The 23,489-nt window shown below is 65.2% G+C and carries 16 protein-coding genes; 8 read left to right on the forward strand and 8 right to left on the reverse strand.

The window, feature by feature from the left end:
- Positions 1-13 precede the first annotated feature (13 nt).
- The 6 genes from dalD to xylB all read left to right on the forward strand — a co-directional run bounded on the left by dalD (position 14) and on the right by xylB (position 6,529).
- Complete coding sequence (gene dalD / locus BLR24_RS19380; protein ID WP_093019835.1) at positions 14-1,402, forward strand: D-arabinitol 4-dehydrogenase; 1,389 nt, start codon at positions 14-16, stop codon at positions 1,400-1,402.
- On the forward strand, positions 1,399-2,187 hold the full coding sequence (locus tag BLR24_RS19385; RefSeq protein WP_093019837.1) for an L-iditol 2-dehydrogenase: 789 nt from the start codon (positions 1,399-1,401) through the stop codon (positions 2,185-2,187). Before dalD ends, BLR24_RS19385 begins: the two co-directional genes overlap by 4 nt.
- A 215-nt stretch (positions 2,188-2,402) precedes the next feature.
- Complete coding sequence (locus tag BLR24_RS19390; protein WP_093019839.1) at positions 2,403-3,074, forward strand: transaldolase family protein; 672 nt, start codon at positions 2,403-2,405, stop codon at positions 3,072-3,074.
- Positions 3,075-3,094: 20 nt separating this feature from the next.
- Positions 3,095-4,063 carry a carbohydrate kinase family protein gene (locus BLR24_RS19395; protein WP_093019841.1) on the forward strand — a complete coding sequence of 323 codons (969 nt, stop codon included), beginning with the start codon at positions 3,095-3,097 and terminating at the stop codon, positions 4,061-4,063.
- A gap of 12 nt (positions 4,064-4,075) precedes the next feature.
- Positions 4,076-5,014 carry an AraC family transcriptional regulator gene (locus BLR24_RS19400; protein WP_093019843.1) on the forward strand — a complete coding sequence of 313 codons (939 nt, stop codon included), beginning with the start codon at positions 4,076-4,078 and terminating at the stop codon, positions 5,012-5,014.
- Between the two features lie 42 nt (positions 5,015-5,056).
- Positions 5,057-6,529 carry a xylulokinase gene (xylB, locus tag BLR24_RS19405; protein WP_093019845.1) on the forward strand — a complete coding sequence of 491 codons (1,473 nt, stop codon included), beginning with the start codon at positions 5,057-5,059 and terminating at the stop codon, positions 6,527-6,529.
- 68 nt (positions 6,530-6,597) lie between these two features.
- On the opposite strand, the gene groL is transcribed toward xylB, so the two are convergent.
- The 6 genes from groL to BLR24_RS19435 form a co-directional block, all read right to left on the reverse strand.
- The gene (gene groL, locus BLR24_RS19410) at positions 6,598-8,250 is read right to left on the reverse strand and encodes a chaperonin GroEL (RefSeq protein WP_055802291.1); all 1,653 of its coding nucleotides are present in this window, start codon (positions 8,248-8,250) and stop codon (positions 6,598-6,600) included.
- Between the two features lie 30 nt (positions 8,251-8,280).
- A complete protein-coding gene (locus tag BLR24_RS19415; RefSeq protein ID WP_021005834.1) occupies positions 8,281-8,571 on the reverse strand; it encodes a co-chaperone GroES in 291 nt (96 codons plus the stop codon).
- 452 nt (positions 8,572-9,023) lie between these two features.
- Complete coding sequence (locus tag BLR24_RS19420) at positions 9,024-9,587, reverse strand: TetR/AcrR family transcriptional regulator (protein ID WP_093020182.1); 564 nt, start codon at positions 9,585-9,587, stop codon at positions 9,024-9,026.
- Between the two features lie 157 nt (positions 9,588-9,744).
- Positions 9,745-10,449, reverse strand: coding sequence for a glutathione S-transferase family protein (locus tag BLR24_RS19425; protein ID WP_093019847.1), 705 nt, complete (start codon positions 10,447-10,449; stop codon positions 9,745-9,747).
- A 631-nt stretch (positions 10,450-11,080) separates the two neighbouring features.
- Positions 11,081-12,787, reverse strand: coding sequence for an ATP-binding response regulator (locus tag BLR24_RS19430; RefSeq protein WP_254787455.1), 1,707 nt, complete (start codon positions 12,785-12,787; stop codon positions 11,081-11,083).
- Positions 12,788-12,928: 141 nt separating this feature from the next.
- On the reverse strand, positions 12,929-13,537 hold the full coding sequence (locus tag BLR24_RS19435) for a response regulator (RefSeq protein ID WP_093019851.1): 609 nt from the start codon (positions 13,535-13,537) through the stop codon (positions 12,929-12,931).
- Positions 13,538-13,654: 117 nt separating this feature from the next.
- On the opposite strand from BLR24_RS19435, the gene BLR24_RS19440 reads away from it, so the two are divergent.
- Together BLR24_RS19440 and BLR24_RS19445 are read left to right on the forward strand one after the other, a co-directional pair.
- On the forward strand, positions 13,655-18,901 hold the full coding sequence (locus BLR24_RS19440) for a GLUG motif-containing protein (protein ID WP_093019853.1): 5,247 nt from the start codon (positions 13,655-13,657) through the stop codon (positions 18,899-18,901).
- A complete protein-coding gene (locus BLR24_RS19445; RefSeq protein WP_093019855.1) occupies positions 18,874-20,532 on the forward strand; it encodes a ShlB/FhaC/HecB family hemolysin secretion/activation protein in 1,659 nt (552 codons plus the stop codon). The genes BLR24_RS19440 and BLR24_RS19445 overlap by 28 nt, the downstream gene beginning before the upstream one ends.
- A 16-nt stretch (positions 20,533-20,548) precedes the next feature.
- On the opposite strand, the gene BLR24_RS19450 is transcribed toward BLR24_RS19445, so the two are convergent.
- Both BLR24_RS19450 and BLR24_RS19455 read right to left on the reverse strand, forming a co-directional pair.
- Positions 20,549-21,295 carry a DUF4198 domain-containing protein gene (locus BLR24_RS19450; RefSeq protein ID WP_093019857.1) on the reverse strand — a complete coding sequence of 249 codons (747 nt, stop codon included), beginning with the start codon at positions 21,293-21,295 and terminating at the stop codon, positions 20,549-20,551.
- A 37-nt stretch (positions 21,296-21,332) separates the two neighbouring features.
- Positions 21,333-23,441 carry a TonB-dependent siderophore receptor gene (locus BLR24_RS19455; protein WP_093019859.1) on the reverse strand — a complete coding sequence of 703 codons (2,109 nt, stop codon included), beginning with the start codon at positions 23,439-23,441 and terminating at the stop codon, positions 21,333-21,335.
- Between the last annotated feature and the right edge of the window lie 48 nt (positions 23,442-23,489).

The following is a 23,489-nucleotide window of genomic DNA, read 5'->3' on the forward strand; positions in this document are numbered from 1 at the left end:
TTCGGAGTTCACGGTGCTTCACCTTGGACTCGGGTCGTTCCACCGCGCCCACCAGGCCGTCTACCTTCAGCGGTTGATCGACGCGGGCGACACCCGCTGGTCGCTCTCCGGCGCGAACATCCGGCCCGACATGGCGGATGTTGTTGCAGCCCTTCAGGCGCAGGGCGGACGCTACACGCTCGAAACCGTGTCGCCTGCGGGCGAGTACCGCTACGAACAGATCGAAGCCATTCGCGAAGTGCTGCCATGGGAGCCCTCGCTGGCCGCGGTCATCGCGCGCGGCGCGGCGCCGTCCACGCGCATCGTGTCCTTCACCGTGACCGAGGCGGGCTACTACCTCGAGACCAAAGGCAAGCTGGACCTGTCGTTCGGCGATCTTGCGGCCGACATCGAGCGCGCGCGCCGCGGCGAAGCGGGTGGCGAGGGCATGACCATCTACGGTGCCGTCTGCGCGATCCTGCGCGCGCGCAAGGCCGCCGAGGCCGGTGCCGTGACGCTCCTCAACTGCGACAACCTGCGCCACAACGGCGACCGTTTTCGTGCCGGCTTGCTCGAGTTCATCGAGCGTGCCGGCGATGCCGAACTGCTCGCATGGGTGCAGACGAACACCGCTTGTCCCAACGCGATGGTGGACCGAATCACGCCGCGCCCGCCGCCCGAACTGCGCGCGCGCGTGAAGGCTGCCACCGGGCGCGACGATGCGGCCGCGATCACCGGCGAGAGCTTCATCCAGTGGGTGATCGAAGACAACTTCGTAGCGGGCCGTCCCGACTGGGGCCGCGTGGGCGTGGAACTGGTCGAGTCGGTGCAGCCTTACGAGGAGGCCAAGATCCGCATCCTCAACGCCACGCACAGCTGCATCGCCTGGGCCGGCACGCTGATCGGGTTGGACTTCATCCACGAGGGCACGCACCACGCGGCGATCCGAAAGATGGCCCACGACTATGTGACCGAGGACGTGGTCCCGTGCCTCAGCCCAAGCCCGATCGACCTTGCGGCCTACCGCGACGTGGTGCTCGACCGTTTCGGTAACCCCGCGATCCGCGACACCAATCAGCGCGTGGCGGCCGACGGTTTCTCGAAGATCCCGGGCTTCATCGCGCCCACGGTGCGCGAGCGGATTGCCGCGGGGCAGCCGATCGACAGCGTCGCGATGTTGCCCGCGTTGTTCCTTGCCTTCCTGCAACTCTGGCATCGCGGGGCATTGCCCTATGCCTACCAGGACCAGGGCATGGACGAGGTAGTGGCGCACGCCATCTGCGATGCCGCCGATCCAGTGCTTGCTCTGTGTTCGGACGCCGGACTGTGGGGCCCTATCGCGGGCGATGTACGGCTGGTCGACGCCGTGCGCGGTGCGAGCGGACGCGTGAAAAATTTTGTGAATCCAGGAGCAACGATATGAGTGAACGTCTGAAGAACCGCCACGTGCTGCTGACCGGCGCCGGTGGCGGCATCGGTCTGGCCGTGGCTGAAGCCTGCATTGCCGAGGGCGCGCGCTGCAGCGTGGTCGACCGCGCGACGGCGGCACCCGAGGCGGTGCGGGCGCTGCAGCAAAGCCATCCCGACAAGCTCGCCTACATCGCGGCCGACGTGACCGACACGCAGGCCATCGCGCACATGCTGGCCGAGGCGCAGGTCGCCTTCGGGCCCATCCACACGCTGTTCAACAATGCCGCGGTGTTCGACCTTGCGCCGCTGCTCGACAGCGACGAGGCATCCTTCGACAAGCTCTTTGCCGTCAACGTGAAGGGCATGTTCTTCGTGATGCAGGGCGTGCTGCGCCACATGGTCGAGGCCGGCACGCAGGGCGCCTCGGTCATCAACATGGCGTCGCAGGCGGGGAGGCGCGGCGAGGCGCTGGTGTCGCACTACTGCGCTACCAAGGCCGCGGTCATCAGCTACACCCAGAGCGCCGCACTGGCCATGGCGCCGCATGGCATTCGCGTCAACGGCATTGCACCGGGTGTGGTGGATACGCCGATGTGGGACCATGTCGACAGCCTGTTCGCCAAGGCCGAAGGCCTGCCGCCCGGCGAGAAGAAGCGCCGTGTGGGCCTGGAGGTGCCGCTTGGCCGCATGGGCTTGCCGGCGGACGTTGCAGGTGCGGCGGTGTTTTTAGCCAGCGACGAGGCGCGCTACATCACGGCGCAGACCTTGAATGTCGATGGCGGTAACGTCATGAGCTGAGATGAAAGGCTTCTGCTTGTCTTGCGTTGATCGTTCAGGGCGCGCTCCCGCCGACGGGGTATCTTTCTCCGCGAATGTCCCCCGGCCTGCGGCCTCCTCCTTTATTTCGCTGCGCAAGGCACCCCGCCAGCGGGAGCGTTGCGAAGAGCAGTACCCGGTGGCCTGTGCACGCGCCCTGAACAAACGCGCTCCGAATCCTTTGCACAGTGCAACCCATGAATCAAGATTTTCATCTGTACCTCGACAGCGCCGACATCGCCGAACTGCAGACCTGCTTGCCGCATCCGGTTGTGCACGGCGTGACGACCAATCCCACGCTGCTGCGGCGCGCCGGCATCGGCCGCAACGAATTGCCCGGCTTGCTGAAACGCTGCATCGAGATGGGCGCCCGTCAGGTGCAGGCACAGGTGTATTCGAGCGAGGTAGACGGCATGCTCGAAGACGCGCGCGCCTTGCTGTCGCACTTCGAGCCGGGCCAGTTGGTCGTGAAGATTCCCGCTACGCGCCAGGGCCTCGATGCCGGCGCACGGCTCATTGCGCAAGGCGTGCCGGTGACGTGGACGGCCGTCTATGCGCCTGAGCAAGCGCACTTTGCAGCGCAACTTGGTGCCGCATATGCTGCGCCTTATCTGGGACGGCTCGAAGATGCCGGCATCGACGGGCTGGCGCTGATCGCACAGATGCAGGGCCTGATCTCTCAGCGGCCCTCGTCCGGCACGCGCCTCCTTGTGGCAAGTATTCGCTCGCGCGAGGCGTATCTTTCGTTGCTGGAGCTGGGCGTGGGGGCCATTACGATTCCCCCGCGCCTTTTTGCCGAACTGCTCGATCATCCTGCCACGCTTGACGCCGAGCGCGGCTTCCTGGCCGACGCGCACGCCTTGCCCTGAAAGAAGAGAATCCGAGAACCATGCGCATTGCACTCACGGGCGAAGCCCTGATCGATTTCACCGCCAGCGAAGCCGGCACGCTCGCGTTCCTGGGCCACGAGGGCGGCTCGCCGCTCAACACCGCCGTGGCCTGCGCGCGCCTGGGCGAACCCACCGGCTTTCTCACCCAGCTGTCGAACGACCTGTTCGGCGAACGGCTGTTGCGTTTTCTCGAACGCAACGGCGTGGACACCAGCTTCATCTTGCGCAGCGATGCGCCGTCGACTCTGGCTTTTGTAGAACGCACGCCGCAGACCAACCGCTATGCGTTCTATACGCGCGGCAGCGCCGACGCCACCTGGGCGCCCGAACCGCTGCCGCAGTTGCCGGCGGACTGCCGCTTTCTCCATTTCGGTTCCATCTCCTTGCTGCAGGAGCCGGCGGCCTCGCGCATCGCCGACCTCGTCACAGCCAACGCCGGGCGGCGCGTGATCGTGTTCGACCCCAACGTGCGGCCCAGCCTGATTCCCGACATGGCGGAGTACCGCGTGCGCGTCATGGACTGGTTTGCCATGGCCGACCTCGTCAAGCTCAGCGACGAAGATGCCGAACTGCTGGCACCGGGCCAGCCGGTCGATGCACTGGCGGCGGAGTGCCTGCGAGCCGGCGCGCATGCGGTGATCGTCACGCGCGGCGGCGCGGGCGCCACGCTCTGGCGCACGGGGCACGACCCGCTCACCGTGGCGGCGCCGCGCGTCGAGGTGGTCGACACCATCGGCGCGGGCGACACCTTCACGGCGGGCCTTTCGGTCGCGCTGCTGGCGCAGGGCGTCGAGCATCCGGCGCAACTCGGCCAGCTTGCTGATGAAGCCTGGCGTCAGGTGATGCGCTTCGCGGCCACGGCCGCCGCCCTGAACTGCACCCGCGAAGGGGCCGATCCACCCACGCTCGAAGCGGTTCGCGCGACACTGGCGCAGCAAGACAATGGGCCAGCCCTATCCCAGTCCTGACCCCGTGCTGCCATGACCACGATCACACGCAAGCGCTCGATCCCCCGTCAGCGCCAACCCGAACTTGAGCGCGACATCGCGCGCTCCCCATCGCTGGGCTACGAGGCACCCGAAACCGGCCTGGTGCGATGCCTTGCGCATGGTTTTCCGAGCCCGCTGGTGCGATGGCACTTCCATGAAGACTACGAACTGCACCTGATCACCGAGACCTCGGGCAAGGCCTTCATCGGCGACTGGATCGGGCCGTTCCAGCCCGGGCATTTGGTGCTCTGCGGGCCGCGGCTGCCGCACAACTGGATCTCTCTCGACGTGCCCGAAGGCGGCGCCGCGGGGCGCGACCGGGTGATCCAATTCCGCCATGAGCCCATCGAACGCGCGGCAGAGGAGATTCCCGAACTGCGCGAGGTGATGCAGCTGTTCGAACGAGCGCGGCACGGCATCGAGTTCTTCGGCATGTCGCAGCAGGCGCAAACGCATTGGGACAACATCAAGGCCGCGCGCGGCATGCGCCGGCTCGGCCTGTTCTTCGAGTTCATGGCCGACCTGGCGCAATGCACCGACTACCGGCTGCTGTCGAGCGTGCAGATGCAGGGCGCGCAGGGCGCCGATGGCGATGCGCAGGTCGACCAGATCAACGGCATCGTCAACCGCATCACTGCCAATCTGGCGGAGTCCATCTCGATGTCCGACGTGGCAGCCGAACTCGGCATGAGCGAGAGCCGCTTCAGCCGCTTCTTCCGGCGCTCCACCGGCAACAGCTTTACCGACTTCGTCAACCGCGTGCGCATCAACAGCGCCTGCCATCTGCTGATGCAGACCGACCACTACGTGACCGACATCTGCTATCAGGTCGGCTTCAACAACGTCGCCAACTTCAACCGGCGTTTCCTTGAAATCAAGGGCATGACGCCGAGCGAATTCAGGCGCCAGGCCGACACGCGCTTCGGCTGAAGTCGAGCCGACGAGCTTTCAAGCCCATCAGGGAGCACCATCTTGTATCTGGGACTGGACCTCGGCACGTCCGAGCTCAAGGCACTGCTGCTCGCGAGCGATCACCGCATCGTCGGCGTGGCACGCGCACCGCTCACGGTCGATCGGCCGCAACCGCTCTGGTCGGAGCAATCGCCGAGCCAGTGGTGGCAGGCGCTCGAAAAGGTCATGGCCGAGCTGCGGCAGGCGCACGCGGACGCGCTCTCTGCCGTTCGTGCCATCGGCCTCTCGGGCCAGATGCACGGCGCCACGCTGCTCGATGCGGCGGGCGACGTACTGCGACCCGCCATCCTCTGGAACGACGGGCGCAGCGGCGCGCAGTGCGATGCGCTCATGCGCGCCGTGCCGCGCCTGGGCGAGATCGCGGGCAACCTGGCCATGCCGGGGTTCACCGCGCCCAAGCTGCTGTGGGTGCGCGAGCACGAGCCTGAAATCTTCAATCGCACGGCGCGCGTGCTGCTTCCAAAAGACTGGCTGCGCTTCATGCTCAGCGGCGAGGCCGTCAGCGAGATGTCCGACGCCGCGGGCACGCTGTGGCTCGACGTCGGTGCGCGCGACTGGTCCGACGAGCTGCTTACGGCCACGGGGCTCACGCGCGACCACATGCCGCGGCTGGTCGAGGGCAGCGAGGTGTCGGCGCTGCTCAAGCCCGACCTTGCGGCGCGCTGGGGCGTCGGCAGCGGCTCTCCAGTGCGCATTGCCGGTGGCGCGGGCGACAACGCCGCGAGCGCCGTCGGCATGGGGCTGGTGGAGCCGGGGCAGGGCTTCGTCTCGCTTGGCACTTCAGGCGTGGTGTTCGTCTCGACCGACCGCTTTCTGCCGAACCCGGCGCAGGCCATGCATGCGTTCTGTCACGCGCTGCCGAAGCGTTGGCACCAGATGTCGGTGATGCTCTCGGCTGCAAGCGCGGTGAGCTGGGCCGCCAGGACATTCAGGTTTGTCGACGAGGCCGCGCTGCTCGAAGCGGCCGCGTCGGTCGAGCTGGCACGACGCGAACGTTGTCCGTGGTTCCTGCCGTACCTGTCGGGCGAGCGCTCGCCGCACAACAACCCGAATGCGCAGGGCGTGCTGTTCGGATTGACGCATGCGCATGGACCGGCGGAGATCGCCTATGCCGTGGTCGAAGGCGTGAGCTTCGGGCTGCGCGACGGCTTCGACACCCTGCGCCTGCCTGCCGACACGCCGCTGCGCGAAGTCGCGCTGGTCGGTGGCGGTGCACGCAGCGTGTGGTGGGGTCAGTTGCTGGCCGACATCTTCCAGGTGCCGCTCACTCTGTACGCGGGCAGCGAGACGGGCGGCGCGCTTGGCGCGGCGCGCCTTGCCTGGCTGGCCGATGGCGGCACCGTCGCCGAGGTGTGCACGCTGCCGCCAGTGAGGCAGCAGCTCGTGCCGTCGGCGGTTGATGCGGATTTGCACAGCTCGCGGCATGCGCGATTCCAGGAGCTGTACGTCGCGCTGCAAAGCCAATTCCAGTAATACGACGGGCAATAAAAAAGGGCCGCTTTCGCGGCCCTTCTTGTTGGTGAGCAGTGCTCAGCCGGGCATCACATGCCCATGCCGCCCATGCCGCCCATGCCACCCATGTCGGGCATGCCGCCGCCGGCACCGGCTTCGTCCTTCGGTGCGTCTGCGACCATGGCTTCGGTCGTCAGCAGCAGCGAAGAGACCGATGCTGCGTTCTGCAGCGCGGTGCGGGTGACCTTCGTCGGGTCCAGGATGCCCAGCTCGAGCATGTCGCCGTACGTGTCGTTGGCAGCGTTGAAGCCGTAGTTGCCCTTGCCTGCGAGCACAGCGTTCACGACCACCGAGGCTTCGCCGCCGGCGTTGTTCACGATTTCGCGCAGGGGGGCTTCGATGGCCTTGAGCACCAGCTTGATGCCGGCGTCCTGGTCGGCGTTTTCGCCCTTGATCGAGTCGCCCACGGCTTGCTTGGCACGCAGCAGAGCCACGCCGCCGCCAGCCACAACGCCTTCTTCCACTGCAGCGCGGGTGGCGTGCAGGGCGTCTTCGACGCGAGCCTTCTTTTCCTTCATTTCGACTTCGGTGGCAGCGCCGACCTTGATCACTGCAACGCCGCCGGCCAGCTTGGCCACGCGCTCTTGCAGCTTTTCACGGTCGTAGTCGCTCGTGGCTTCTTCGATCTGCACGCGCACTTGCTTCACGCGGGCTTCGATGTCGGCCGCAGCGCCCGAACCGTCGATGATGATGGTGTTTTCCTTGCCCACTTCGATGCGCTTGGCTTGGCCGAGGTCGGCCAGCGTCACCTTTTCGAGCGTCAGGCCCACTTCTTCAGCGATGACCTTGCCGCCCGTCAGGATGGCGATGTCTTCGAGCATGGCCTTGCGGCGGTCGCCGAAGCCAGGAGCCTTGACAGCCACGACCTTCAGGATGCCGCGGATCGTGTTCACGACCAAGGTAGCCAGGGCTTCGCCTTCAACTTCTTCGGCAATGATCAGCAGGGGACGGCCAGCCTTGGCGACTTGTTCCAGCGTGGGGAGCAGGTCGCGGATGTTGCTGATCTTCTTGTCGAACAGCAGCACGAAGGGGTTGTCGAGCAACGCCGATTGCTTTTCGGGGTTGTTGATGAAGTAGGGCGACAGGTAGCCGCGGTCGAACTGCATGCCTTCGACGACGTCGAGTTCGCTGTCCAGCGACTTGCCGTCTTCGACAGTGATCACGCCTTCCTTGCCGACCTTGTCCATCGCGTCAGCGATGAGCTTGCCGATGGTTTCGTCGCTGTTGGCCGAGATCGAGCCGACTTGAGCGATTTCCTTCGACGTGGTGGTGGGCTTGGAAGCCTTCTTCAGCTCGGCGACCAGGGCCGTCACGGCCTTGTCGATGCCGCGCTTCAGGTCCATCGGGTTCATGCCGGCCGCGACCAGCTTGAAACCTTCGCGAACGATGGCTTGTGCCAGCACGGTCGCGGTGGTGGTGCCGTCACCGGCGTTGTCCGAAGTCTTGGAAGCTACTTCCTTCACGAGCTGGGCGCCCATGTTCTGGAGCTTGTCCTTGAGTTCGATTTCCTTTGCGACCGACACACCGTCCTTGGTGACGGTGGGGGCGCCGAACGAACGCTCGAGCACCACGTTGCGGCCCTTGGGGCCCAGGGTCACTTTGACTGCGTTGGCCAGGATGTTGACACCCTCGACCATGCGCGCGCGGGCTTCACCGCCGAAGACTACGTCTTTTGCTGCCATGTTTTATTACTCCGAATGGGGATGGATGGATTACTTCTCGACGACCGCGAACAGGTCGTCTTCCTTCATGACGAGCAATTCGTCACCGTCGACCTTGACGGTCTGGCCGCTGTACTTGCCGAACAGGACGCGATCGCCGACCTTGACGGTCAGTGCGGTCAGGTCGCCCTTGTCGGTGCGCTTGCCCGGGCCCACGGCCAGGACTTCACCCTGATCGGGCTTTTCGGCGGCTGCGTCGGGGATGACGATGCCGGAGGCAGTCTTGGTTTCGCTGTCAATACGCTTGACGATCACGCGATCGGCCAAAGGACGAAGTTTCATTGCATCTCCTGGATAAGAAACGGGGTTGTGGTCGGGCGCCGGACCTGAGGCCGGCGGCCCATCGACTGGGCGAGGGCTTGTTAGCACTCATCTACAGCGAGTGCTAATCATAAGGGCAATCGGCAGACTTTCAAGGCCGGGGGGCCGGCCAGATGCGGAACGACACTGTTCTTTCGTCAACGCGCCATTGAGCTTTCGTCGGCCGGTGCGAAGGGTCGCCCGATCGGCGCTGCGGCCAGGCACGGCACGTGCAGAATGCGACCAACAGCCGGAACCGGCCAGAAGCGGTGCCTCAGGAGCGCCCTCAGATTCGATTCAAGGAGGATGAACAAGGGTACGCTATGCCTGTCGCGCTCGGCCGCTGCCACGTAGCCCATCAGCACCTCGACGATGGAGTGCTCAGGAACGTCGCGAATGTTGAGCGCACGGGCGTGGCCGTGCAGCGGCCTGGATCAGACTGGCAGCAGGCCGGACGCGCGGTAGGCTTCCATCAAACTGTCGAACAGCTGAAGGTCTGAACGACTTCTAGCGAGTAGCTGAGCGCCCATGACCGCAGCGAAAATCGCCCGCGCACGAGCGTCGGCGGCATCAGGCTCGCACAAATTCGAGTTCACTACCAGCTTGGCGATCCAAGCGATGTTGACTTCCGCGAACTGCGTGATCTGCGCTTTAACTTCCTCTGGCAAATCATCTGTTTCCGCGCCCATAAAGCTGCCAAGGCACAGGCGGTTTTCCGCTTCGAGCGAACGACGAAAAATCTCTGGGAACCGCCGCAGGGCGTCGATCGGGACGGGGCACTCCTCGGAAATTTTCGCCAAGGCAGAGGCGCCGTCTTCGACGTATTTTTTGGCCACGGCCGCAGCGAGGTCGGCTTTGCCAGGGAAGTAGTAATAAATACTTCCCGCCTTGATCCCGACTTGCTGCGCGATCTCGCGGAGATTCAGACCCCCGTAACCACGAGACTGGGCGATCTCCTTCGCGGCTAACAAGATTGATTCCCTGGCGTTGGTGTTCATGGCATTCATGTCTTGTTCTTCGAAAACCGATAGCTCAGCGCTACCCCTGTGAATAGAAGTCTAACTTTTGTTAGGTGGGTCGCCTGGGCCTGGGACTACCCACGGATCGACCAATGGTGGTCGACCCGGCACCGGCCCGGCGCGTCAAAATGGGCGCTTACTGAGGGGCAATGTCCACCTCCGGGATGCCGCTTTGCCGATCGGCATAGGCCGCCTTGAAGCTGGGACGGGCTTGCCAACGCTTCCAGTACGCATCCAGGAACTCGAAGCGTTCATCCAGCGGGGTCGCGTTGACGGGAAACTTGGAAAAAGCGATCGCAGTGCACAGCGTCATGTCTGCGAACGTCGGCTCCTCACCGCCCAGCAGCCACTCGCGGCCATCGGACAGATGTTGATTGACCAACGCGGCATGCGCCAGCGCTTCCTTGCGGCAGTGCTCACCCCACGCTTCGTTCTTGGTCAGTTCCAGCTTGAAGCCGAGGCCGGTGTGCAGTACGTGGAAGGCCGTCACGATGCGGTACAGGATGTGCACCCAGATCCGGTTGTCCCACATGTTGTCCAGGCCCTGCTCCCGTGCATCGTTGCCCATGATCTTGCGGCCGGGATAGGCTTGGTCTAGATATCGAACGATTGCGGCCGCTTCAGAGATGGAAGTGCCGTCTGCCAGCAGCAGCGTCGGCGTCTCGCCCCAAGGGTTCATCTTCAGGTGGCGCCAGCCTCGTTGTTCTCCAACCGGCGTCATGTCATAGACGGTCTCGTTGAAATGGGTGGCAATGCCTTTTTCGTGCATGAACAGGCGCAGACGCTGCGGATTGGGGAACGCGGAGGGCGATGTGAAGAGCGAGAGTTTGTTGGCAAACATTGGAAGTCCTAGTGGTTAAAAAGATACCTGTCTAACAGCAGGTAGGTGGATGCTATGGCGCGCGAGTAAAAAGATCAACCCTACCTAACACCTGTTAGGTAACAATATGTTTCTTGGAATGCGGAAGAAAATGCTCTTCGTCATGTGTGCTTGCACATGCGACAGCTAGACCCATTTCACGTTTCCGACCAGTTCCCTCGCCTTACCTCGGGCAGCAAGACGGTGAGCATGTGAGGGGCTACGACGAGGGACCCGCCGGTTCTTGGTGGCGTGAGCACCCGCGGCGGCTTGGAAATGCTTCGCATTGACGCGGAGCTTTTGCGAGGTTGGAGCGAACGGTTGCTTTAGAGGAATCTGGATGGCGGCTTTGGGGCCCAAAGCAGCCTGTCGCAAGCTAAGGTCGATCGTCGATCACGAGGGGCATACACGCGCGGACCCAACGGCGCGAAATCGAAATTTGCGAAGGTTCAACGGCGCGCTTCGCGAAGGTCGGATGGTGCCAGCGGTGCAATTGAAGGGATGGCCCCGAGGTTCTAGGTGCAAAGGTTCATTGACGCTCCGCAGCTACGGAGCGAGACCGATGTCGGGCAAGAGCCATCGCATACGGCGGGATTCGGATTGAAAGCCCGGTTCAACGTGATCGTTCATCGGTCTGCAACTCCACCAGCGCCCGGTACAGCTGCTCGGGTGAGATCGGCTTGTGCAGCAGTGGAATACCGCTGGCCAGGGCTTCGCGAAGGCGCTCCGGGGCAGTGTCTCCGGTGATGATGAGGGCGGGTGTATGGCGGCCTCCCTGCCGAAGCAGTTGCTGACGCAATTCAGTGATGGCGTGAGCCCCGGTGCGCGGCCCACGCAGTCGATAGTCGCTGATGATGCAGGCAGGGGGATTTTGCAGGGCCAGCGGCAGGGCTTCCTCCAGAGATTCGGCGTCGTCGCAGGAGCAGCCCCAACTTTGCAGCAGGTGCACCATGGCGCTGCGCACAGTGGCATCGTCGTCGATCACCAGTACCCGCATGGGTTGCAACTGCGGCCCCTTTTGCAGTGGGGGTGGCACCGGTGCTACCGACAGGGGTAGCTCCAGCCGGAACACGCTGCCCTGCTCAGGCTTGGACGACAGCGTCAGCCCATGGCCCAATGACTTCGCCAATCCGTCGGCAATAGCCAGGCCGAGCCCCAGGCCTTTGTGCCGGTCGCGTTCGGGGTTGCCCAGTTGGTGAAACTCGCGAAAGATGGCTTGCTGGTCGGCTGGTGCGATGCCGATACCGGTGTCCCACACCTCGATGCTCACGGTGTGCCCACGTTTTCGGCAGGTCACCAGCAGGCCGCCGCGCTGGGTATAGCGGATGGCGTTGGAGACCAGGTTGCGCACCACCATGCCGACCAGGATGGCATCGGATTGCACGGCCAGTTGAGTTTCCCGAGAGCGGTAGACCAGCCCCTTGGCATCGGCCAGCGGAGCGAAGTCGTTCTCGATCTGGTACAGCAGGTCTTGCAGGAGAAAGGGTTGTATCTGTGGCTGCACCACGCCGGCTTCGATGCGCGAAAAGTCCAGCAGGGTGTTGAGCATGTCGCTGGAGGCGCGCCAAGCCGACCGGGTGCTGACCAGCACCTCGCTTTGATACATCGACAGCGGGGTACGCGACAGCACGTCCAGAAACAGGCCTTGGGCGTGGATGGGTTGGCGCAAGTCGTGGCTGGCGGCGGCCAGGAAACGAGACTTGGCCAGGTTTGCCTGCTCGGCCGCTTCTTTCTGGACATGCAGGCGTTCGGCCAAGTCGGCAATCTGGAAGCGAGCTCGCAACGATTCGGTCAACTTGTCGTTGAGCGTCCGGGCAAAGCGCACCGCCAGCAGCGAATAGGCAAAAATCGTCAGGCCGACGGCTTGGTACAAGCGACCCCCAAGCAACAGATTGCCCGCGACGGCACTCACCGCGCAGGGCAGGAAAAAGCCATGGAAGGTCGGCAGGTGGATCGTCTGCGAAATCAGGGAACTCGAGACCATGCCGGCCAGCATGAGGGTGACCAGCAAGCGGTGTTCCACTTCGCCATATTGGAGCAAGCACAGAGCACCGCCAGCCCACAGCAACCCCGACGCGAGCGACAAGGCCGTGTGCAGATGAATCCGGCGGCTCACCTCCGTTTCCGTCACGGTCTGGTGCCGCAGCCACCACCAGCATGCCAGGCGCACCAACGCGTGTGCAGCCAGCAACCCGCTCCACACCAGCAGCACGACCAAAGGAAGAACCTCGTGCATCACCCACAGCAGTGCAGTGGCCACCAGCAGGCTGCCAAGGACGATGAAAGGCACGTTGCTTTGCAGCGTGATGAACTGGTGCAACTGGATCTGGGATTCGGCCTTGGAAGACAGAGGCGCAGGAGCGGGAGGCGAGTTCATTGAGACAGCCGTCGGAAACTACCGGGGCCTGAGTTGTTTCACGTTGAGGATTTGCCTACGCAGCGCCCCGCTGCGTAAGTCCTGTTAACCAATCAGCCCGTTTTGGCGTGCCGCAAACGTGGCCTGCGAGCGGCTGTTGACCCCCAGCAGGCCCAGCACCGCTTGCACGTGTCCGCGCACGGTGAATTCCGACACCTGCAGGCGCCGGGCAATGAGTTTGTTGGGCAGGCCCTGGCACAGCAGGTCCAGCACCTCGCATTGGCGGGGGGTCAGCCGCGGCACGCCGGGCTTTATCGGGACGCTGCTGGCGAGGGGCAGTTGCTGCAGATGCGCCAGGGTGTGGCGAATCACCGCAATGATCTGGTCCGGGGTATCGCCCTTGGAAACGAAAGCCGCCGCGCCGCGTGCCAGAGCCTGGGCGATGGTGTCTGGCGTGGCGATGGAGGAGAGCATCACCACCGGCACCTGCGGCCAGCGTTGCCGAAGCAGCCCCAGCCCTTCCAGGCCGTTGACACCCTGCAGCTGGATGTCGAGCAGCACCAGTGCGGGGGGCTCGTCCGTCGTGCGAACGGCTTGCTCCAGGGACGCTGCCTCCAGTACCTCGACGTCGGCCATGCCCTGGAGCAAAACCAGACGCAGACCCGAGCGGAAAAGTGCGTGGTCGTCTATGAGCAGCAATTGCAACGGTGCCATCGCGCAAATTAAAACATCAGTTGCAAAAAGTTTCCACAGTCAATATTGACTATATGCCGGCCGCCGCGCGCTGGGCACTATGCGTTTTTTTTGCGCAAAACAGGGGGCTATTTCTCCATGAACCACGCCTACCGCCTCGTCTGGAGCGATGCCGCCGCACGCCTTGTGCCAGTCCCCGAGACCGCCAAAGGACGCGGCAAGTCGTCAGGTCGCGGCGCTGCCGTCGTGGCACTCTGCGTGGCGCTGCTTGCTGGCGGCGCGTGGGCTGGCCCCAGCGGCGGCAGCGTGAGCGCGGGCAGCGGCAGCATCAGCCAGAGCGGTGCCACCACCACCATCACGCAGGGCAGCCAGAACCTCGCCATCAACTGGGCCAGCTTCGGCATTGCCGCAGGCGAGCGCGTCAACTTCGTGCAGCCCGGCGCCAGCGCCATTGCGCTGAACCGGGTCATTGGCCCGGAGTCCTCGGTCATCAACGGCAGCCTGAGCGCCAACGGCCAGGTGTGGATCCTCAACCCCAACGGCGTGCTGTTCGGCAGCACGGCCAGCGTCAACGTCGGCGGTCTGGTGGCCTCCACGCTGAGCCTGAGCGATGCCGACTTCCTGGCTGGCAAGCGCAGCTTCAGCGCGAATGGAAGCCAGGGCGCGGTGGTCAACCAGGGCAGCCTGACCGGCGGCTATGTGGCCCTCTTGGGCAAGCAGGCCAGCAACAGCGGCACCATCACCACCGCCAACGGCACGGCGGCACTGGCCGCGGGCGACAAGGTCACGCTGGACTTCAGCGGCAGCCGGCTGCTGTCGGTGCAGGTCGACGAAGGCACCCTGAACGCGCTGGCCGAGAACAAGGGACTGATCCGCGCCGACAACGGCACGGTCATCCTCACGGCCAGCGCCAAGGACGCGCTGCTGAACACCGTGGTCAACAACGAGGGCGTCATCGAAGCCAAGGGCATCGACGCTGCGGGCGGCACCATCCTGTTGCTGGGCGGCCTCAACGGCGGCACGGTCAAGGTGGCGGGCACGCTGGATGCATCGGCCAGCGGCGCCCACGACGGCGGCTTCGTGGAGACCAGCGGCGCGCATGTGCAGGTGGCCGGCGGGGCGAAGGTCAGCACGCTGTCGGAGACGGGCAAGACCGGCACCTGGCTGGTCGACCCGACCGACTTCACCGTCAGCGCCGGCAGCGCGGCCGGCACCACGAGCGGCATCGGCGCCGACACGCTGTCGGCCAACCTGGCAACGACCAACGTCACGCTGGCCACCGACAACAGCACGGGCACCGACAACGGCGACATCAACGTCAACGCCGCGGTGAGCTGGGGGGCCAACACCACGCTGACGCTGAATGCGTACAACGACATCAACATCAATGCGGCGATCACCGCCACGGGCACCAGCGCCGGGCTGGTGCTGAACCACGGCAACTACGCCAGCACGGGAACGGTCACCAGCGGCACCGACTACAACGTGAAGGCGCCCATCACCCTGAGCGGTGCCAGCGCCACGCTGGGCATCAACGGCACGGCCTACACGCTGCTGCACAGCATGGCTGAGATCGACGCCATCGACAACACCGGCCTGAGCGGCAACTACGCGCTGGCGCAGGACCTGGATGCCGGCGGCACCACCTACACCAGCGCGCTGGTGGGCTCGAACAGCTTCGTCTTCGGCGGCCGCTTTGCCGGCCTGGGCCACACGATCTCGAACCTGACCATCAGCGCCGGCAGCGCCAACAGTGTGGGCCTGATCGCGCAAAACTTCGGCACCCTCCGTGATCTGGGCCTGGTCGGCGGCAGTGTGTCGGGCGGCGACCGCGTCGGTTCACTGGTGGGCTTCAACGGCAGCAGCGGCAGGATCAGCAACGCCTATGCCACCGGCAGCGTTTCAGGAGACGACTACGTCGGCGGCCTGGCAGGCTACAACGGCGTCGGCGGCAGCATCCGCAACGCCTATGCCGCCGGCAGCGTTTCGGGGACTGGCGACTTCGTCGGCGGGCTGGTGAGCGTGAATTACGGCACGATCAGCGACGCCTATGCCGCCGGCAGCGTTTCGGGAACCAGCAGCTGGGTCGGCGGGCTGGTGGGCGTGAACGCGGGCAGCGGCAGCATCAGCAACGCCTATGCCACCGGCAGTGTTTCCGCGGCTGCCGGCAACTACGTCGGCGGGCTGGTGGGCTTGAACGACGGCGGCGCGATCAGCGGCGCCTATGCCACCGGCAATGTCCTGGCAACCGGCGGATTCGTCGGCGGGCTGGTCGGCTACAACAACGGCAGCATCAACAACGCCTACTGGGACAGCACCACCACGGGCCAAGGCGCCGGGGTGGGCACGAACAGCGGCACGGTCACCAACGTCAGCGCCATCACCAGCGGCACCGCCTACAGCCACGGCAGCTACGCCAACCTGGGCACCTGGACCGAAACGGTTTCGGGCTCCGGCGTCTGGGTGGCCAAGGACGGCAGCGGCAACCCGCTGTGGGTGATGGTCGAAGGCGCGACCCGCCCCTTCCTGTACAGCGAGTACTCCACCAGCATCCGCAACGCCCACCAGCTGCAGCTGATGGCCTACAACCTCTCCGCCAGCTACAGCCTGGCCGCCAATGTCGACGCCAGCGAAACCGCCGGCGCCAACCCCAGCGGCATGTGGACCACGGCCGGCTTCTCGCCGGTGGGCAATGGCACGGTGGCGTTCAGTGGCAGCCTGGACGGCCGAAGCCACACCATCACCGACCTGGTGATCAACCGCGGCACGACGTCGAAGGTCGGGCTGTTCGGCCAGACCAGCAGCAGCAGCGTGATCCAAGGCGTCGGCTTGCTGGGCGGCAGCGTCATCGGCGCCGACGAGGTGGGCAGTCTGGTGGGCCACAACGAAGGCGACATCAGCAATGCCTACGCCACGGGAACCGTCAGCGGGGCCAACAGTGTGGGCGGCCTGGTGGGCTTCGGCTTCGGCGGCAGCATCAGCAATGCCTTTGCCACGGGCGCCGTCAATGGCGCGGGTGACAGCGTTGGTGGCCTGCTGGGATTCGGCTACGCCGGCAGCATCAGCGATGCCTACGCCACGGGTGCCGTCAATGGCGCCGGGAACGATGTTGGCGGCTTGGTGGGCCACAGCGCCGGCAGCGCCGGCAGCATCAGCAATGCCTACGCCACCGGCACCGTCAATGGCACCGGCAACGATGTCGGTGGCCTGGTGGGCTACAACCGCGGCAGCATCAGCAATTCATACGCCACCGGTGCCGTCACCAGCGCGGGCAACAATGTCGGTGGACTGACGGGGCTTCTCGACCTTGGCAGCATCAGCAATGCATACGCCACGGGCGCTGTCAGCAGTTCCAACGCGGCTGGCGTCGTGGGCGGCCTGGTGGGCTACAACTCCCTCGGCAGCATCAGCGATGCCTACGCCGTGGGTAACGTCACTGGCTCCGGCAACAATATCGGTGGCCTAGTGGGCCTCAACGACGGCAGCATCGGAGATGCCCATGCCACGGGGACCGTCAGCGGAGCCACCGCGGTGGGCGGTCTGGTAGGCCGCAACAGCGGCAGCATCAGCAGTTCTTACGCCATCGGCACCGCCGCGGGCACGAACGATGTGGGCGGCCTGGTGGGCTTCAACTTCGGCAGCAGCATCGGCAATGTCTACGCCACGGGCGACGTCAGCGCATCCAATAACTATGCCGGTGGGCTGGTGGGCCGGAGCGGCGCCGGCAGCATCATCAATGCCTACGCCACAGGAGCCGTCAGCGCGGCAAATGGCTATGCGGGTGGCCTGATGGGCTGGAATGCCGGAAGCATCCTCAACACCTACGCCACCGGCGTCATCAGCGGCGCCAGCGATGTGGGTCGCCTGGTGGGCCACAACGCCGGCAGCATCACGGCATCGTTCTGGCTCGGTGCGAGCAACATTGGCGTGGGCAGCCAAGCGGGGTCGGTCGATGCGTTGACACGGGGCCTGAGCAGCAGCGAAGCCACCAGCGCCAGCACCTATAGCGCCGCCGGCTGGAATATCGCTACCACCGGCGGCACCAGCGCGGTGTGGCGAATCTACGAGGGCAACACCATGCCCTTGCTGCGCAGCTTCCTGACCGCGCTGACCGTCACGGCCGGCGACGTCAGCAAGACCTACGACGGCACGACCAGCTTCAGCGACAGCTACACCCTCAGCGATCCAGGTGCCAACACCGGCCTCATCATGGGGACCGCGAGCTACGACACCAGCAGCAAGAATGTGGGCAGTTACGCCATCACCGTCGGCGGCCTGTATTCGAGCCAGCAGGGCTACGACCTGATTTCAGCGGGTACGGCCAGCATCACCGCCGCCACGCTGACCGTCAGCGGCGCGACTGCGGCCGACAAGACCTATGACGGCACGACCAGCGCCACCGTCAGCGGCGGAAGTTTGAGCGGCCTGGTTGGCGGCGACACCGTGGCGCTGAGCCAGAGCGGCAGCTTCAGCGACAAGAACGCCGGCACCGGAAAGACCGTCACCGAGACCTTCGCCATCAGCGGCAGCGATGCCGGCAACTACGTGCTGGCCAGCAGCAGCGGCACCACCACGGCAAACATCACCGCCGCCACGCTGACCGTCAGCGGCGCGACTGCGGCCGACAAGACCTATGACGGCACGACCAGCGCCACCGTCAGCGGCGGCAGTTTGAGCGGCCTGGTCGGCGGCGACATCGTGGCGCTGAGCCAGAGCGGCAGCTTCAGCGACAAGAACGCCGGCACCGGCAAGACCGTCACCGAGACCTTCGCCATCAGCGGCAGCGATGCGGGCAACTACGTGCTGGCCAGCAGCAGCGCCACCACCACGGCCAGTATCACCGCCGCCGCGTTGACGGTCACCGCCAACAACGATAGCCGCGTTGCCGACGGCAGTGCCTACAGCGGCGGCAACGGCGTCAGCTACAGCGGCTTCGTCAATGGCGAGACCAGCAGCGTGCTCGGTGGCAGCCTGGTCTATGGCGGCAGCGCTCAGGGCGCCACCGCGGCCGGCAGCTACAGCATCGCGGCCGGCGGGCTGAGCGCGGGCAACTACGCGCTGAGCTATGTCGACGGTGCGTTGGTGATCAGCGCGGCGGCGGCCAACCCCGCTCCGTCGAGCCCCGCACCAAGCCCCGCACCGCCAAGCCCTGCACCGTCGAGCTTGGCACCGTTGAGCCCGGCACCGTCGAACGCCGACCCGTCGCTACGCGATGCGCAGCAGCGCGCAGTGGTCAGCCAGGCCGACTTGCCGAAGCCGCCGGTCAATCCGCCCGAGCGGCTGCGCATCGAACAGTGCGGGCTGCGCCTGGACGAACCCGCGACCGACTTCTTCACCCTTAACGAGAACAAGCTTTCATGCATGTCACGCCTCGAATCCCGCTGACCCTGCTGGGCGCTTCCCTGGCGCTGAGCGCCGCGACGGCTTCTGCCGCCACGCCGGACGCCGGGCAGATCCTGCAGGAGCCCCGCGCGCCCTTGGTGGCACCGAGTGGCAGCACGCCGGCGCTGAACATCGACGGCCCGACGGCGCGCAGCGTGCCCGAGGGCGGCGCGCGGGTCCGGCTCTCGGCCATCCGCTTCAGCGGCAACACCGCTTTCAGCAATGCCGCACTGCAAAGCTTGTTGAGCGACGCGGTTGGCAACGAGCTGACCTTTGCCGAGTTGACGCGATTGACCGATCGCGTGACGCGGCACTATCGCGAAGCCGGCTACCTTGTCGCGCGCGCCTACCTGCCAGCCCAGGCGGTCAAGGACGGCGTGCTCGACATCGCGGTGCTGGAGGGCAATCTGGGCAAGGTCACAGTCACCAATAGCGCTGGACTCAAAGACTCCGCTCTGGCGCCTTTGCAGGCCCTGCCCCTGAACGCCCCGGTGCAAGCCCAAAGCCTGGACCGCACCCTGCTCACGCTGTCGGATCTGCCAGGCACCCGCGTGCAATCCACCCTGCGCCCGGGCACGACCGTGGGAGCCTCGGACCTGCTGGTGGAGGTGAACAAGACCCAGGCCTTCCAGGGCATTGCCGATCTCGACAACTTCGGCAGCACCTACACCGGGCAGTACCGCGTCGGCACCAGCCTGTACTGGAACAATCCGCTGGACCGGGGCGACCAGGTGAGCTTGCGGCTGCAGGTCAGCAACACCAGCATGCACTACGCACGCCTGGGCTACCAGTTGCCGCTGGGCTCGGACGGCACGCGCGTGGGTGTGGCCGTGTCGCACCTGGACTACCGCCTGGGCAAGGACTTTGCGGCACTGGACGCCGACGGCAAGGCCGAGACCGTGAGCCTGTATGTTCGCCACCCTTTGCTGCGCAGCCTGGAGAGCAACTGGTACGCCCAGCTGCAGGTGGACGCCAAGAATCTGCGCGACAACGTGGGCAGCACGGCCACCACGTCGGTGCACCAACTGCGCAATGTCGTGCTGGGGCTGAACGGCGACTGGCAGGATGCGCTGGGTGGCGGTGCCGGCAACAGCCTGGCCCTGAACCTGACCACCGGCCAACTGCGGCTGGACAATGACAGCCTGGCGCAAGACGCGGCCAGCACCCGAAGCGTCGGGCACTTCAGCAAGCTGAACTACCAGCTGCAACGCGTGCAGGCCTTGCGCCCCAACTGGTCGCTGGCACTCAACCTGAGCGGCCAGCTGGCCGACCGGAACCTCGCTTCGGCGGAGAAATTCAGCCTGGGTGGCAATAACGGGGTGCGGGCCTATGCGCAAGGCGAGGCCCTCGGCGACGCGGGCTGGCTGGCCAGCGCGGCGCTGCGCTGGCAGCCCGCACCGGGCTGGCAACTGCAAGCTTTCTACGACACGGGCGGCGTGCAGCTCAACCATCGCGCATGGAACCGAACCGCCAGCACGGGCAACCGCGTGCAGCTGGCAGGCGCCGGTCTGGGCGTGGGCTGGGCGACCGACAAGCTGGCGTTCTCGCTCACCTCGGCCTGGGCCACCGAGGGCCGGGCCAGCGATGGCCGCCGCGGCGCACGGCTGTGGGCGCAGGCGACAGTGGCTTTCTGATTTTGACGACGCGCGCCTATTCCGGCGCGTGTGCGAGCACGAAGGAAAGCGATGCCAGGTGCTCCACCTTGTCGGTCTTGAGGGGATCTTCAGGCGGTGTAGCCAGCAGCGCGGTGACCACGTTCAGTCCCTGGTTGCGTACCTTGATGACCACGGTTCCGTCGGCACCGCTTTCCTGAGGCATGGCGTCGGGGTCATTGACGAAATCGTTCAGCACCAGGGCGCCCGCAACGGGCTTTCCGTGGTGGAGCACGCGCAAGCGCAGGTCTTGCCCGAGCTTTTCGGGCAGCGTGGCATCGACCGGGACGATCTGCAGCGTGTGCCCGGGCAGCGGCGGCAAGGCACCGCGGAGCGGACCGCGCAGGTGCACCGCGTATTTGAAGTTGTGGCCGCTGGTGAGCGCGCCGGGAACTTCGTCCTTGCCCTTCTTGAGCCATTTGCCTTCCGGCGTCTTGCTCCAGGTGCCGTTGTCGAGCACGGCCGCGACGATGGCGGGTTTCTCCTTCGTGTCCACAAGCAGCAGGCGCCCGCTCACCTCCAGGGCCGTGGGCACCGGGTTCCCGGATGCATCGTAGGCGGTGACCGCGGTGATCAGCGGCTGCCGCTTGACCATGTCCAGATCGTCGGCGCCTTCGCCGTAGATCAATGCGAGTTCGCCGGAGCGCTGGGCGAACCAGATGCCGTGCGCCTGCGCGCTTGCCGAGGAAAGTACGGCCACCGCGAGCATGGCCAAGACGGTGATTCGGTGGTGCAGTTTGTTCATGGGGGTGTCCAGTTGAAAAAATACGAATGCAAGCGCATCAGAAATCCAGCTTCAGGCTGGCCACCACACTGCGCTTCGCGCCTGGAATCACATACAAATTGCCCCAAGAGGCGGTATAGAAATTCCTGTTGAAGAGGTTGTGCACGTCGACCGATACGCGCGCGGTCTTGTTGATCTGCCAGTAGCTCACCAGCTTGACCGTGGTGTAGGCCGGCAGGGCATAGGTGTCTGCGGTGTTGCCCGAGCGGTTGCCGACGTAGTTGATCCCGGCGCCCACCCCGTAGCGGCTGCCATCGGCCAACGCATCTTCGCGAATGGCGAACAGGCCGGCGCTCGTCCTCGGAATGTTCTGGATGCGCGTACCGGCTGCCAGCGTGGCGTCCTTCGAGACCCGGGCATCGACGTACGCCAAATTTCCGCTCACCCTCCAGTTCTTGTCGATCTGGCCGTAGACGTCCGCCTCGAAGCCGCTGCTCTTGACTTCGCCGGCCGCAACGGAGAAGCCAGGCGTGTCGCTGGCCGTCAGCACGTTCGTCTTCTTGATGTCGAACACGGCCAGGTTGGCGCCCAGGCGCTGGTCCGGCGTCTGCAGCTTCACGCCAGCTTCGAGCGCGGTGGAGTACTGCGGATCGAATGCCCGGCCATTCTTGTCGGTGCCGCTGTTGCCGCGAAACGACTTGCCGGCGGAGACATACCAGGAGCTCCAGTCGTTCGGCAGATAGGTCAGGCCGGCGCGCGGCGAAACGGCATCGTGCTTCTGGGCGCTGTTGCGGTTTACGACGCGGTCTTCGATGCTTTGCCTGTATTGGTCGTAGCGGGCGCCCACCAGCAGCTTCCACTGCGGCGCAAGGCTGATCTGGTCTTGCACGAAAACGGCGCTCGCGCGCTGATGCTCGTCCGAACTGGAGGTGAGCGACGTGAGCGGCGGCTGGGGCTTTCCATACACCGGCTGGTAGATATCGATCGGGTAGTTCCCCGAGCGAAGGATCTCGGTGTTCATCCACAGCCTGGACGCTTCCACGCCGATCAGCAGTGTGTGGTCCAAGGTGCCGGTCGTGAACTTTCCTTCCAGTTCCGCCTGGAACGAGGTGTCGCGCGACGGCAACTGGCGCCAGGTGGCGCGGCGGTTCAGCGTCCGGTTGTCGGCGGCCAGCGATGTCGCTTCGGTGTAGTTGCCGGAAAAGGTGCTTTCCTTGTAGCTCGCACCCATGCGCACGCGCCAGTTCTCCGACAACTGGCGGTCCAGGGTGAGTTGATGCGTATTGCTGGTCAGCGTCATGTTGCCGTCGCCGGGCTCGTTGAGCACGCGGTCGCGCGGCAGGGTGCCGAGCACCCCGCGCACGTTGATCAGTCCACGGTCCAGAGGCGTCTTCGAACGCAGGAATTCGGACTCGTAGTTGAGGACCGTCTTGTCGTCGATCACCCAGGTCAACGCCGGCGCCACCAGGGTGCGCCGGTTGCTCAGCAGGTCGCTGCGGCTGTCGCCTTCTTCCACCGCCAGGTTCAGGCGGTAGGCCACGCTCTGGCTCAGCGCGCCGGTGCTGTCCAGCGTGCTGCGGCGCAGGCCCTGGCTGCCGATGCTGAAGTCGGCCGTGTTGCGGCGCGTGAACTCCGGCTTTTTCGTGACGATGTTGATGGTGCCGCCCGGCTCGCTGCTGCCGTAGATTGCCGAGGCCGGGCCCTTCAGGAACTCGAAGCGCTCGACAGTGGCGGTGTCGCGCGGCGGGTTGTAGCCGCGCGATCCGGGGAAACCGTTGACCAGAAATCCCATGTCGGTACTGCTGAACCCGCGAATACCGAAGTTGTCCCACGTGCCGCCGAAGTCATTGAGGCGCGTGATCCCGCTCACGAAGCCCACGGTGTCGGCCAGGCGCGTCGCACCCAGGTCTTCGATCAGCTGGCTGGAGACGATGCGTACCGATTGCGGAACCTCTCGCAGCGGCGTGCTCGTGCGCGTGGCGCCGCTGCTGCTCGTGGGGTTGTAGCCGCCGGATTCTGGCTCGGCGACCACATGCACTTCGGGCAGCGATGTGCTCGCAGGGTCGGACGGTCCGCCGCCGGTGTCTTGTGCCGTTGAAAGTGAGGAAATGGAAGCGAGAGGGAGCAAGGCGAAGGCGATGCGTGACGACCGAGTGCGAAATCCCATTGAAAACTTTAAAGGTGCGTTCTGGTAGAGTTATTGAGAATAAATCTC

Origin of the sequence: Variovorax sp. OV700, from assembly GCF_900099805.1 — a bacterium.
In the GTDB taxonomy this organism is placed as follows: domain Bacteria; phylum Pseudomonadota; class Gammaproteobacteria; order Burkholderiales; family Burkholderiaceae_C; genus Variovorax.

Bases quoted from the DNA above. Each gene is read 5' to 3' on its own strand.
- BLR24_RS19385 (WP_093019837.1), top strand. From the start codon at position 1,399: ATGAGTGAACGTCTGAAGAACCGCCACGTGCTGCTGACCGGCGCCGGT.
- BLR24_RS19390 (WP_093019839.1), top strand. From the start codon at position 2,403: ATGAATCAAGATTTTCATCTGTACCTCGACAGCGCCGACATCGCCGAA.
- BLR24_RS19395 (WP_093019841.1), top strand. From the start codon at position 3,095: ATGCGCATTGCACTCACGGGCGAAGCCCTGATCGATTTCACCGCCAGC.
- BLR24_RS19400 (WP_093019843.1), top strand. From the start codon at position 4,076: ATGACCACGATCACACGCAAGCGCTCGATCCCCCGTCAGCGCCAACCC.
- groL (WP_055802291.1), bottom strand. From the start codon at position 8,250: ATGGCAGCAAAAGACGTAGTCTTCGGCGGTGAAGCCCGCGCGCGCATG.
- BLR24_RS19415 (WP_021005834.1), bottom strand. From the start codon at position 8,571: ATGAAACTTCGTCCTTTGGCCGATCGCGTGATCGTCAAGCGTATTGAC.
- BLR24_RS19420 (WP_093020182.1), bottom strand. From the start codon at position 9,587: ATGAACACCAACGCCAGGGAATCAATCTTGTTAGCCGCGAAGGAGATC.
- BLR24_RS19425 (WP_093019847.1), bottom strand. From the start codon at position 10,449: ATGTTTGCCAACAAACTCTCGCTCTTCACATCGCCCTCCGCGTTCCCC.
- BLR24_RS19435 (WP_093019851.1), bottom strand. From the start codon at position 13,537: ATGGCACCGTTGCAATTGCTGCTCATAGACGACCACGCACTTTTCCGC.
- BLR24_RS19440 (WP_093019853.1), top strand. From the start codon at position 13,655: ATGAACCACGCCTACCGCCTCGTCTGGAGCGATGCCGCCGCACGCCTT.
- BLR24_RS19445 (WP_093019855.1), top strand. From the start codon at position 18,874: ATGCATGTCACGCCTCGAATCCCGCTGACCCTGCTGGGCGCTTCCCTG.
- BLR24_RS19450 (WP_093019857.1), bottom strand. From the start codon at position 21,295: ATGAACAAACTGCACCACCGAATCACCGTCTTGGCCATGCTCGCGGTG.
- BLR24_RS19455 (WP_093019859.1), bottom strand. From the start codon at position 23,441: ATGGGATTTCGCACTCGGTCGTCACGCATCGCCTTCGCCTTGCTCCCT.